At 42.1% G+C, this 12,827-nt stretch carries 14 protein-coding genes; 1 reads left to right on the forward strand and 13 read right to left on the reverse strand.

Annotation, left to right across the window (positions count from 1 at the left end):
- Positions 1-20: 20 nt before the first annotated feature.
- The 5 genes from FTT70_RS08140 to FTT70_RS08160 form a co-directional block, all read right to left on the reverse strand.
- Complete coding sequence (locus FTT70_RS08140; RefSeq protein WP_180168493.1) at positions 21-2,228, reverse strand: TRAP transporter large permease subunit; 2,208 nt, start codon at positions 2,226-2,228, stop codon at positions 21-23.
- 209 nt (positions 2,229-2,437) lie between these two features.
- Positions 2,438-3,019, reverse strand: a complete 582-nt coding sequence (gene rrtA / locus FTT70_RS08145; RefSeq protein ID WP_180168494.1) for a rhombosortase — start codon at positions 3,017-3,019, stop codon at positions 2,438-2,440.
- Between the two features lie 103 nt (positions 3,020-3,122).
- Positions 3,123-4,169 (reverse strand): hypothetical protein, encoded by a 1,047-nt coding sequence (locus tag FTT70_RS08150; protein ID WP_004974758.1) that lies wholly within the window; start codon positions 4,167-4,169, stop codon positions 3,123-3,125.
- Between the two features lie 445 nt (positions 4,170-4,614).
- Positions 4,615-5,037 carry a protein YgfX gene (locus FTT70_RS08155; RefSeq protein WP_096901367.1) on the reverse strand — a complete coding sequence of 141 codons (423 nt, stop codon included), beginning with the start codon at positions 5,035-5,037 and terminating at the stop codon, positions 4,615-4,617.
- Positions 5,030-5,287 (reverse strand): succinate dehydrogenase assembly factor 2, encoded by a 258-nt coding sequence (locus tag FTT70_RS08160; RefSeq protein WP_004974752.1) that lies wholly within the window; start codon positions 5,285-5,287, stop codon positions 5,030-5,032. Before FTT70_RS08160 ends, FTT70_RS08155 begins: the two co-directional genes overlap by 8 nt.
- 185 nt (positions 5,288-5,472) lie before the next feature.
- Between FTT70_RS08160 and FTT70_RS08165 the strand changes: the two genes are divergently transcribed.
- The gene (locus FTT70_RS08165; protein WP_180168495.1) at positions 5,473-6,645 is read left to right on the forward strand and encodes an acyl-CoA dehydrogenase family protein; all 1,173 of its coding nucleotides are present in this window, start codon (positions 5,473-5,475) and stop codon (positions 6,643-6,645) included.
- A gap of 75 nt (positions 6,646-6,720) precedes the next feature.
- Here FTT70_RS08165 and FTT70_RS08170 read toward each other — a convergent pair whose 3' ends face one another.
- The 8 genes from FTT70_RS08170 to secY form a co-directional block, all read right to left on the reverse strand.
- Positions 6,721-8,211 (reverse strand): NAD(P)/FAD-dependent oxidoreductase, encoded by a 1,491-nt coding sequence (locus FTT70_RS08170; protein WP_180168496.1) that lies wholly within the window; start codon positions 8,209-8,211, stop codon positions 6,721-6,723.
- A 201-nt stretch (positions 8,212-8,412) separates the two neighbouring features.
- Positions 8,413-8,778 carry a 50S ribosomal protein L17 gene (gene rplQ, locus FTT70_RS08175; RefSeq protein ID WP_004974746.1) on the reverse strand — a complete coding sequence of 122 codons (366 nt, stop codon included), beginning with the start codon at positions 8,776-8,778 and terminating at the stop codon, positions 8,413-8,415.
- Between the two features lie 18 nt (positions 8,779-8,796).
- Positions 8,797-9,804, reverse strand: a complete 1,008-nt coding sequence (locus FTT70_RS08180; RefSeq protein ID WP_004974745.1) for a DNA-directed RNA polymerase subunit alpha — start codon at positions 9,802-9,804, stop codon at positions 8,797-8,799.
- 17 nt (positions 9,805-9,821) lie between these two features.
- Complete coding sequence (gene rpsD / locus FTT70_RS08185; RefSeq protein WP_004974744.1) at positions 9,822-10,448, reverse strand: 30S ribosomal protein S4; 627 nt, start codon at positions 10,446-10,448, stop codon at positions 9,822-9,824.
- A gap of 12 nt (positions 10,449-10,460) precedes the next feature.
- Entirely contained in the window at positions 10,461-10,847 is a 387-nt protein-coding gene (rpsK, locus tag FTT70_RS08190; protein ID WP_001040166.1) for a 30S ribosomal protein S11, read from the reverse strand.
- A gap of 19 nt (positions 10,848-10,866) precedes the next feature.
- On the reverse strand, positions 10,867-11,223 hold the full coding sequence (gene rpsM, locus FTT70_RS08195; protein ID WP_004974734.1) for a 30S ribosomal protein S13: 357 nt from the start codon (positions 11,221-11,223) through the stop codon (positions 10,867-10,869).
- Between the two features lie 107 nt (positions 11,224-11,330).
- Entirely contained in the window at positions 11,331-11,447 is a 117-nt protein-coding gene (gene rpmJ / locus FTT70_RS08200; protein WP_000867907.1) for a 50S ribosomal protein L36, read from the reverse strand.
- A gap of 20 nt (positions 11,448-11,467) precedes the next feature.
- Complete coding sequence (secY, locus tag FTT70_RS08205) at positions 11,468-12,787, reverse strand: preprotein translocase subunit SecY (RefSeq protein ID WP_171062591.1); 1,320 nt, start codon at positions 12,785-12,787, stop codon at positions 11,468-11,470.
- Positions 12,788-12,827 lie beyond the last annotated feature (40 nt).

A 12,827-nucleotide genomic window follows, 5' to 3' on the forward strand; every position in this document is an offset into this window, starting at 1 on the left:
GTGATTAAGTATCCATGTGCTTATTCATACCAGCCGAATAGCTTGAACGCATACGGTGCATAGGCAATAATCAACATCGCAGGAAGCATCACAATCATAGGCAAAATCCAACGCTCATAACGATAATAGAACGATTTATGACGAACTTCTGCATCGGCTGCAGCGACTTCTTCATCTCCAATCGACTGCCTTGCCAATAAGTGATTCAGCGCTACAGGTGGCGTCACATAGCCTAATTCAAAACCAATTAGGGTAATCATCCAGAAATGCGCAGGATGTATCCCATATTGATAAGCTACAGGCGCAACCGTTGCAGAAATTAGAATCACCGCACCGAATGGATCCATAATCATGCCCACAAAAATCATCAAGGCAACAATCAGGCTAATCACAATAAAGATGCTGCTAATATCGGTTGGGAACGCTTCCATAATTTCAATGCGTTCTAAATAGCCACCTACACTGACTGAAAGCGCCATCAAAATTACCAATGCCCCAATATGTCCCACCGTTTCACTGGTCGATAAATGCAGAGCTTTGAAGAAACCATACTGACGCAATGGTGAATCAGGTGCGGTCAATAATGAACGCTCAGATGAAGCTGCTGTCTGTTGTGCTACAGGCTTGTGATCTAAAGTCTGATCCCACTGCCCCATCGCTGGAATAGGCGCAGGTTCATGGCGCAATTTATCAAACAACACCATCATCAATAAAATAACTGGCATCATTACAGGTGCAGTAAATTCATTCATATTGGTGTCTAAAGCATATTTATAGAACAACCAAATCAACACAAAAATGAGGATATATGGTAGTACAGGGCCAAAAGCACGTAGGGACAATGGCGCAGCTATTCTTGGTGCAGCAATGCGGAATTTATTTTCAGCAAAGAACAATGAAATCACTAAAAACAGGGTTGAAGTCAAAAGAAACACATACAAACCATAGTGATATAGCATGTCCGTTGTGACTTCTTTATTCAGCGATGCCACCACAACAATCAATAGGCAAGGGCGAAGCACCACCCCCATTGAACCCGACATGGCAGTTGCCGCTAATGCAAACTGACGTCGTCCACCCGCATTCCAAACTTCTTTATAAATGATCGCACCTGCAGCAATGACAAAAATCCCCGATGCACCGGTATAAGCCGTTGGTAATGCAGCAGCAATCAGAATCAGCCAGGTTAAAGTTTCAGGTGCCAAATTCCACGGACGCAGAATATTCAGGAACAAATCCACAATTCGGGTTTGTTTGAGCAACATCCCCGCCCAAATAAACAAAGCCAAGTTCAAGAAAATACTAGAGAATTCGACCAGTTGCCCTAGGTAAATCCCTTGCCCCATTGGATAATCCATCAGGAAGGTAAAAGAGAAACCCGTACTAATTGCCATATAGGCATACAAAGGTACGCTCAGGAAAGCAAGACCTAAACTACCGCCTTCACGGGTCGGTGCAGGTGGCTTAATAAGCTGGAATAAACTAATTAAAGTCAGAGTTGCAAACAGAATCATCCACATCCAGTAAATGATTTGCGTTTCACCACTCATCGGTACGCCTGAATTGAGTACTGAACGATATTGACTGATACTTGACGAGGTTAAGAAACCATTCGCCACCACCATTAAGGTCGAATACACCTTGAAGTCAATTTTGGTCGCAGGGCCACGTAAACCAATGTGATGGGTCTTTAAAGTGGCACTAATTGCAGCAAAGACCACCATCAATACCAATAAAATGGCACGGTTTTCAGTACCAAATTTAAAAATACCAAAAAAAGAGGTTTCAATGGTTCGATACATTTTCAAGCTTGGATGGGCTTGAATATGCTGAATCGCCTGATCATGAAATTGAAATTTTTCTTCACAAATTTGTTTGGCTGCTAAAATGGAAGCGCGGACATCTGATTCAGAGGCAGTACCAAAAATATCGGCAAACTCATCAGCAGCATTGGCTTGCATTTGGGCATGTACTTGTGCATCGATATCGGGGTTGCGTTCGCAGTCAGGTGCAGTGGGTTCGGCACGCAAAAATGAATACTGCATACCCGTTGCAGGGTCACCGTATAGGCGTTCACCCATGCGCAACAACTGACCATGTACCATTTCACCTGTACCAATAATGAGGGTCAGTAGCAACAAGATCAAAATAACGAATGTAGAAATCCATTCTGTCCATATATGTCTGAGCAAAGCCAAGCCAGACCTGCGTTGTCCGTTATTGTGCATATATTTTCCTGTTTTTATTCTATGCAGAAACCGAGACACTCGAATTTCTGTCTGTCCTTATTCAACGGAATATCCATCTTCCATTGAGCATTTTTGTATTCAGTTTAAATGTGAATGAACGTCGTTATTTTTAAAATGACAATATAGATTTTCTTTTAAGTAAAAATGGTCAATTGTGAGATTTCTTGTGAGTCCTTTTCGATGTAAATTTAATGCGAATCAATGCAATAAGCCCAAACAATATAAGCCAGTGCAAAAATTACTCCCCAAATCACGCCCAATAAATGTGCCTCAACTAATACAGGACTTCCGATTAATTCTGCTGTACCCAAACTGCCCAAAGTATTTTCCCAGATCAATTTAGATAAAATAAGCAGCAAGACCAATGCGGCAAAACCACGTTCTTTTTTATAGAGCAAATGCACACACGCCACCGCCACATAAGCACCATGCAATACCCCAGAAAGCCCTGCATAGGCATCAACATCGGTAAGCAAGTAAAAGAAACTCAGACTAATCGCTGGGGGTAGTAGCAGCAAAAGCGCCACAAAATGCCCTATTTTGGCATGCGGGAAAATAAAAGGTAAACAGGCAAACGCGATCATATTGAGTAAATAATGAATCCAACCCACATGCACCCAATGCCCTGTCCATAAACGCCAGAATTCATCCAATAAATGTGTAGACCAATAAATAAAATGCTCTGCAAAAATCTGCAAACATGCCGAAACCGACATACATGCCGCAATAAACACAATTTTTCGACTGAGAAATTGAGATGAATATTGCATAGGCGCTTGCATCCTCCAAATTATTCTTGTTATGTGCTTCGGCAAACGGATTGCCCAATCCTAAAACTTCTTGTCTATATTGAATTGGGCAATCTTGATATTTTTACAATTGAGCTGCCGTATCCTCATTAAATAAATCATCTAATTCAGATGAATCATCTTGCTCATCCCAGAAACGTTGCTGATCACCCGTACGCACACCTGTATGTTCAGTCCAGTAACGGTCTGAAATTCCTTGTACCATGCTTCCCGCCATGGCATCAATCAATTTAAATTGTGGATTTACAGGTTTTTCGTCACTGCGTGCATTAGAAAAGGCTTTGAGTGCATCGCGGATTTTGGCATCTTCACCACTGGCTTGGGCAGCAACCGCATATAAAGCGTGTGATAAACGCACGCCTTTATTTTCACCAATTTGCATCGACTGCTTTAAGGTTTGATACGGATCAGGTTTGCCATCTCCCGCACCCGGAAGCAAAGTCCAAATTACGGCACGTGTTGCCTCTGGTGCACCCCAGAATTTTTCATTATTTAAACAGGTCATGCCACGTTCAACAATCGCAGCAATGTCTTTAGGCACATGCACTGCCCCGCCTGAATTAATATCATTGGTCATGGCTTGCAAGCCGCTCAACATCCCCAACATATACACGGTTTGGTCAATATCACTGTTCATTTTTGGACAACCTTCGCCCAAAGGTTTCCGATATTTCTTTTCCCAACGATGCTGAAACAGTTGATAGCCTGTGTATTGACGCTGTGCAGCCAAAGCCGCCCAACGCTTTTGTTGAATCCGCGCATCTTGCGCTTCGCCTACTTGCCCTGCTTTTGCTGCACGTAAATAACGCAATTCAGCATCCAAAGCTTTTTCTTCGGCACAAATGCCCGCCGCCGAGTACATCAGTACCGCAACACGGGTTGGGTCTGCGCCCATATCTTTAGTCGCCATAATGGCAGGGGTTAAGGAATTACCAGAATTACACACCATTTCAGCATCTTCCATCGCTAAAATTGGTGGCACAATATGTTTTTCAGTAAATCCAAGTGCGACATTGGCACCTGTTTTGATCACTTGCGAACAACCTGATAATAATAAACTTGTGATTGCAAATACGGCCACACCCTGGCCTATTTTTTGGACTTGCGACATTTTCCTGTCCTCTATAATTGTGTTTATGTCCATTGCAACAAACATAGCAGAAGCAATATCTGAATAAAAGCGACTCCTTGCTGCTTCAGATGGATAACTTTGCCATGTTTTAAAGTGACTAAAATTGACTGAAATCTGTCATCCGACAAAATTTAGGCAAAAAAAAGTAGCATTGCGACGGTTCAGCACATGCTACTTATTAACTGATGCCCAATTCGGGCTTATCTTAAAAAATCTTTCGACTAAATTTTAATCTACACATTTCAGGAATCTGATTTGTATTGATCTACACTTGTCTGGAATGAATATAACTGAAAATAGGGATATGTGTAATCTTTTATGCCAATATAAAATGACTGATCAGGACACGAAAAATAGATGATAATTTTATCTTTATGATACTTATAGTTTTTTATTATTATAAAAATATACAGCTGTCTGTAAATTAGAGCATTTTCGCCAATACTTTTAGAGCCTTCCATTCCGCCTTGGAAACCTGATCACACCAAATCACCAGAGGTTTAAAGGCTTGCTGAAATTCCATGACGATATAAATTTGATGATCTATCACTTGACGCAGTTGCACACGCTGAATTTCAATTTGGCGAGCTGTGCTTTTAATCTGTTGTGATACTACACGAGGCGCGAGATAGGAAATTGACCATTCACGGTCATCTAATTGATCTAAACCAACAATTCGGTTTGCACGAACAAATTTAAAATATGTCCAGCCCATAATGACAATACATACAACGCTAAGCCATGGCTTTAACACTTGTAGTAAAAGCCAAACGATGAGTAGAGCGATCATCAGCTGAAACACTATTGCGATGACACTAGGTTTCAGCTGAAACTGCTGCTTAGCCATGCACATAATGCTTTAGTTTACGGATAAAATCTTTCAACTCAGGACGTGGTGGCTCAGACACTTCCATAAACCAATCCAATAAATCTGGGTCTTCCTGCTCAACCAAATCGGCAAACATTTGTTTTTCTTCCGCACTGGCAGTCAAATAATGATTTTTCACATACGGGTCAAAATAGACATCAATTTCCTTTAAACCACGACGGGCACGGTAAATCACTTTGCGTTCTTCTAAGCTGATGTCATCACTCATGCGGTTTCCCCATTAAAATTAAACTCAGGCTAGTTTAACCGACCCCTTTTAAAGTTTCGATGACTTTTATGCAGCATTGACCAAAAGCATCATCTTTCATTTGCAATTGAAACTTTTGCACCTTGTTGCCCCCTATAAATTCTTCTAAGGTGAACTCAAAATAACAACATCAGGAAGATAAAACCATGCAATCTGCCGCAATTCGCCCCATTGCCAATATGTTACCGCGCACCTTATTCAGTGCTGAACACGACAGTTTTCGTGATTTGGTACGAAAATTCTATTTGCAGGAAGTCATCCCCAATACTGAAAAATTTGAAGCGCAGCAGCATGTAGACCGTGAGCTATGGCGTAAAGCAGGTACTTTGGGTTTACTGTGTAGCACCATGCCTGAAGAATATTCAGGTTCAGGAGTAGACCGCCTGTACAGCATGATTTTGATTGAAGAACAAGCCTATGCAGGCGACAGTGCCACTGGTTTTTCACTGCATTCAGATATTGTCGCCAATTACATCAATAACTTTGGCACAACTGAACAAAAACAACACTGGTTACCCCGCATGGCCACAGGTGAAGTCATCACCGCGATTGCCATGACCGAACCCGGTACAGGTTCAGACTTACAAGCTGTGCGTACCTCTGCAGTATTGGATGGCGATGAATACGTAATTAATGGTGCTAAAATTTTTATTACCAACGGCTATTTGTGCGACATGGCGATTGTGGTGTGTAAAACTGCAAACACAGACAAAGGTTCAGCCAATCTGTCTTTAATATTGGTAGGAGCAGACCGTGCGGGATTTAGCAAAGGCAAACCACTGAATAAAATTGGTATGAAAGGTCAGGACACTTGCGAATTATTTTTTGATAATGTCCGCGTGCCTCGCAGCAATTTATTGGGTGCAGAAGGCATGGGCTTTATCATGCTGATGAAAGAACTGGCTTGGGAACGCTTAATTGTCGCGATTATTTGCCAAGCAGGTGCAGAAGCTGCTTTTGCACATACACTGCAATATACTCAGCAACGTCAAGCCTTTGGCAAAAGTATTCATAGCTTTCAAAATACGCGCTTTAAACTGGCAGAATTACGCACCGAAATTGATTTCTGTCGTGCTTTTTTAGATCAATGTATGCAGTTACAACTTCAAGATCAGCTCAGTGTTGAAGCTGCAGCGGCCGCCAAATATAAAATTTCAGAGATGTACTCCAAAGTGGTGGATGAATGTCTACAACTGCATGGTGGTTATGGCTATATGCTTGAGTATCCAATTGCACGTGCTTACTTAGACAATCGGGCCAATCGTATTTATGCAGGCACCAATGAAATTATGAAAGAGCTGATTTCACGTTCTTTATAAAATTTCCACCTCAACATAAAAATGGCGCAAGCAATTTTAAATTTCTTGTGCCATATTGTTTTTGCACCCAACGATTTAAGACACTAATTTAGGTTTACGCTGCTGTGCAGGCACAGCTTGTTTGAATTTTAAAATACCATCTTCAAAACTTGCTTGTTTTAAAGTTTTGCGATCTTCTAAGTAATTGTTGGTCACTCGCCATGGCGCATGTTTGCCTTGCTTTGGCATCACATCAGCAGCACGCGCGATATAGCCCGAACTCAAACTGCCCATCACCGTATCTTCCAATAACTCAGTTTGATCGCCTTGAGGAATTACCTCGTCATAACCTTGTCGATCCATATAATTGAGCAAACGACAAATATAATCCGCAGCCACATCCACTTTAAGCGTCCAAGAGGCATTAATATAGCCAATAATCATCGCCATATTCGGCACATCGCTGATCATCACACCTTGATATAGCATGTGCTTCGAGGTGTCTAAAGGCACACCATCAATTGTGGCTTGAATACCGCCTAGAATCTGAATATTCAAACCTGTCGCAGACACAATAATATCGGCATCCAAATGTTTACCCGATTTTAATTGCACACCTGTTTCAGTAAAACTTGCAATTTGATTGGTTTCAATCGAGGCATGCCCTTCGCGTAAAATCTTAAATAAATCACCATCAGGCACAACACATAAACGCTGATCCCACGGATTATAAAGTGGCGTGAAATGCTTCATATCTACCTTGCCCTTGAGCTGCATTTGGATAGATTTCAGCAACAAAGTCCGCAGTAATTTCGGCTGTTTTTGTGCTAAAGCATAAATGGCGCGTTGCATGCCAATATTACGTGCGCGCGTGATTTTGTAAGCAACATCTTCAGGCAAAACTTTACGCATTTGCTGATAAACAAAATCCATTGCAGGCACTGAAGCAATATAAGTCGGCGAGCGTTGTAGCATGGTGACATGCGCTGCACCACCTTTTGACATAGCAGGTACTAAGGTGATTGCAGTTGCGCCACTGCCAATAATTAAGACCTTTTTACCACGATAATCTAAATTTTCAGGCCAATGCTGTGGGTGGATAAATGTACCTTTAAATGCCTGCTGATTGGGGAAATCTGGCTGAAAACCTTGATCGTAGTTGTAATAGCCTGTACAGCCTAAAACGAAATTAGCCACCCAAGTTTCAATCTGTTGTTCTGCATTTTCTATGCGTAACGTCCACTTACGTGTTTGAGAGTCATAATTGGCGGATAGCACACGATGCTGAAAATGAATTTTTGAATGTAAGGCTTTTTCTTGAATGACTTCTGCTAAATAACCTTTGATAGATGCGCCATCGGCTAGTACATTGGTTTTCTTCCAAGGCTTAAAATTATAACCAAAGGTCGACATATCCGAATCTGAACGAATGCCCGGATATTGGAATAAATCCCAAGTGCCACCAAAACTTTGACGACGCTCAATAATTTCAAAAGAACGCTGTGGGCAGTTTTGACTTAAATGTGCTGCTACACCAATGCCCGAAATCCCTGCCCCAATAATTAATATATCAACCTGCTTATCCATGTTTTATTGTCCAGCTTGAATGATGTTTTTTATTAAAGCATAAATTTGACAATACACAATGTCAAGTTTAGCAAAAGTTACTAAAATTTATATCAATTCGGGACAATTTGATCATTTATTGAGATTCAATATATTTTTTTCATAAAAAAAGACCGGTAAAACCGGTCTTTTTCTGAACAACGTGCGTTATTCTTGGCGAAATTATTTAACTTCGCGATCTACAAGCTCAACGTAAGCCATCGGTGCAGCATCACCCGCACGGAAGCCCGCTTTAAGAACACGTAGATAACCGCCGTTACGCTCTTTGTAACGAGGGCCAAGAACGGTAAATAATTTACCAACAGTTGCTGCTGAACGAGTACGAGCAAACGCTAAACGACGGTTTGCTACTGTATCGTTTTTAGCTAAAGTGATTAAAGGCTCAGCAACACGACGTAATTCTTTTGCTTTAGGAACAGTTGTTTTGATTAACTCGTGTTCGAACAAAGAATTAGCCAAGTTTTGGAACATCGCTTTGCGATGGCTGCTTGTACGGCCTAATTTCACACCACTATTACGATGACGCATGGTGATAGTCCTACTTAATTAACGGCTACGATAGGCGAAACGATCGTCCATACGGAGACTAGCCGGTGGCCAGTTCTCTAAACGCATGCCGAGCTGTAAGCCTTTAGAAGCCAGAACATCTTTGATCTCTGTAAGCGATTTTTTACCCAAGTTAGGCGTTTTAAGTAGCTCAACCTCAGTACGCTGTACAAGATCACCAATGTAGTAAATATTTTCTGCTTTCAAACAGTTAGCAGAACGAACAGTAAGCTCTAGATCATCTACTGGACGAAGCAAGATTGGGTCAACTTCTTCACGAGGCTCTTGAGCAACAGGAGCTTGATCTTTCTGAAGATCAACAAAAATTGCAATTTGTTGTTGCAAGATTGTTGCCGCTTTGCGGATCGCTTCTTCTGGATCAACTGTACCATTGGTTTCAAGATCAATGATCAACTTGTCAAGGTCAGTACGTTGTTCTACACGCGCATTTTCTACGATGTAAGACACACGTTTGATTGGGCTATAAGAAGCATCTAACTGCAAACGACCTACAGGGCGAGTTTCGCCTTCTGGGAAACGTGAATCAGATGTTTCATAACCACGACCTTGAGCAACTTTCAGGCGCATTTTTAAATTGCCTGTAGCACTTAAAGTGCCAATCAAGTGTTCAGGGTTAACCACTTCAACATTATGCGGTAAACGAAGGTCTGCAGCAGTTACATCGCCTGGACCTTGTTTTTCCAATGTCAAATAAGCTTCATTTTGATCGAACAGCTTAATAGACAATCCTTTCAGGTTCAGCAAGAGCTCGACGATGTCCTGCTGCAAGCCTTCCAAAGTACTGTACTCGTGCTCGACACCTTCAATTTCAACTTCTACCACAGCTGCGCCAGGTAAAGAAGAAAGAAGGATGCGACGTAAAGCATTACCAAGAGTGTGACCAAAGCCACGCTCTAATGGTTCTAGAATAACTTTTGCCGAGGTCCCGCTTGCCGCTTCGACCTTGATCGCTTGCGGAGTAAGAAACTCATTTGCAGTACGCGTCATTATTGCTACCTCAAGGATTATTTAGAATACAATTCTACAATCAAGCTTTCGTTGATTTCAGCAGGTAAATCAGAACGATCTGGTGCAGCTTTAAACGTACCTTCAAATTTAGAATGGTCAACTTCCATCCATGAAGGGATACCACGTTGAGCAGCCAATTCAATTGCGTTTTTAATACGTAATTGTTGTTTTGCACCTTCGTGAACTGCAATTACATCACCAGCTTTAACTTGAATAGACGCAATGTTAACACGACGACCATTTAAAGTAATGCTACGGTGAGATACAAGCTGACGAGCTTCTGCACGTGTAGAACCAAAACCCATGCGATAAACAACGTTATCAAGACGGCTTTCGAGCAATTTCAACAAGTTTTCACCTGTTGCGCCTTTCACACGAGCAGCTTCTTTATAGTAGTTACTAAATTGACGCTCTAAAACACCGTACATACGACGTACTTTTTGTTTTTCACGTAATTGTAGTGAGTACTCAGATTGCTTACCACCACGAGCCCCGCCATGTTGGCCAGGAGCTTTAGCGTGTTTTTTAGTTTTGACGTCAAATGGTTTAACGCCGGATTTTAGTTGCAGGTCTGTCCCTTCGCGGCGAGAGAGTTTGCATTTTGGACCAATATAACGAGCCATGAATGTTTCTCCTTACACGCGACGTTTTTTAGGTGGACGGCAACCGTTGTGAGGGATTGGAGTCACATCGGTAATGCTGTTAATTTTATAACCCACTGCACCTAATGCACGAACCGCAGACTCACGACCTGGACCAGGACCTTTAACAAGGACGTCCAAGTTTTTCAAACCGTAATCTAAAGCAGCTTTACCAGCAACTTCAGCAGCTACCTGAGCAGCGAACGGAGTTGATTTACGTGATCCACGGAAGCCTTGTCCACCTGAGGTAGCCCAAGCCAGTGCATTACCTTGACGATCGGTAATGGTCACAATGGTGTTATTAAAAGAAGCGTGAATGTGTGCAACACCTTCAGAGACGGTACGAGTGACCTTCTTGCGTGTGCGAGTATCTTTAGCCATCTTTTAGCTTCCAGAAATCTTATTTCTTAATCGGTTTGCGCGGACCTTTACGGGTACGTGCGTTAGTTTTGGTGCGTTGACCACGGACAGGCAAGCTGCGACGATGACGAAGACCGCGGTAGCAGCCTAAATCCATTAAACGTTTAATGTTCATGGAAATTTCGCGACGTAAGTCACCTTCGGTCGGAACCTTAGCAACTTCTGCACGAATCGCATCAAGCTGAGCGTCATCTAATTCACGGATCTTTGTTGTTGGTGCGATACCAGCAGCAGCTAAGATAGTCTTAGCAGTGTGGCGACCAATACCAAAGATATAAGTGAGAGAGATAACAGCGTGCTTGTTATCCGGAATGTTTACACCGGCAATACGAGCCATTCAATTTTCTCCAAAAAGGCAGTTAAGATAATCAACCGCCCCACAAAAATCTTGAGGGGCGGATAATAACCTAATTAGCCTACTGAAATCAACAGGTCTTAATCAAATTAACCTTGACGCTGCTTATGACGAGGTTCTGCGCTGCAAATTACGCGAATAACCCCATTACGACGGATAACTTTGCAGCTACCACAAATTTTCTTTACAGAAGCTTGTACTTTCATGATGAAACCTCTAAGTGCGCTTATCCCTTAGGATGAGCAGTCGTTTTTCTCATTAACGTTTGATTATCGTACTGGTGCGAGGTGAGATGTGCTTGAAGCTGAGCCATAAAGTCCATCACAACCACTACAACGATTAATAATGATGTACCACCTAAGCTAAATGGAATTCCAAATGAGCTTTGTAGAATCATCGGCATTAAGCAGACTACAGTGATGTAAATCGCGCCAATAAAGGTCAAACGACTGAGAATATGATCTAAGTAACGAGCAGTTTGCTCACCTGGGCGAATACCAGGCACATAAGCTCCGCTGCGTTTCAAGTTTTCCGAAACTTCTTTAGGGCTGAAAACCAGCGCAGTGTAGAAGTAACAGAAAAAGATAATTAACGCACCAAAGAGCACCAAATACAACGGTTGTCCAGGCGACAATACCAATGCCAAGTCTTGTAGACTACGCTTGATTAATCCAGCACTAGGATCCGCACTGCCGACCCATTGACCTAAGCTCGCTGGGAACAAAAGCAATGAACTGGCAAAAATTGCTGGAATCACACCTGCCATATTAATTTTTAATGGCAAATGCGTTTGCTGAGCAGTAAATACACGACGACCTTGTTGTTTTTGAGCATAGTTTACTGGAATACGACGCTGCGCCTTCTCAATAAACACAATTGCTGCAAGTACACCCAAAGACAATAAACCAAAAATTGCCAAACCAATCAGGCTTGACTGGCCACTATCAATAGATGTGAAGGATTGCATAATTAAATTAGGCAAGCCTGCAACAATACCTGCGAAAATGATCATGGAAATACCATTGCCCACTCCGCGTTCGGTAATTTGTTCACCCAACCACATTAAGAACATTGTGCCTGCAACCAAAGAGGTCACAGCTGGAACGTAAAAAGCCAGACCTGACGTTAAGGTAATACCTTGACCAATCAGACCTGCACACATCCCAATCGCTTGCACAAGTGCAAGAAACAATGTGCCTTGGCGCGTATATTGATTAATTTTGCGTTTGCCTTGCTCGCCTTCTTTTTTCAAAGCTTCAAGCGAAGGAACCACGGTAGACATCAACTGTACGATAATCGAAGCAGAAATGTATGGCATGATCCCTAAAGCAAGAATCGACATCCGCTCTAATGCACCACCCGAAAACATGTTAAACAAACCAAGGATTGTACCTTGGTTTGCATTAAACAATTGTTCAAGTGCGGCATTATTAATGCCTGGTACTGGAATATGCGCTCCTAGTCGAAATACCAACAACGCACCAATGAGAAACATCATTCGGCGTATAATTTCACGGTATTTCACGTGAAATGGTTGGCCTTTCATCATGTGAACATGACCTGAAGAACTAGGAGACATAGACACT

The organism is Acinetobacter sp. YH01003, from assembly GCF_013420525.1.
Lineage (GTDB): Bacteria > Pseudomonadota > Gammaproteobacteria > Pseudomonadales > Moraxellaceae > Acinetobacter > Acinetobacter towneri.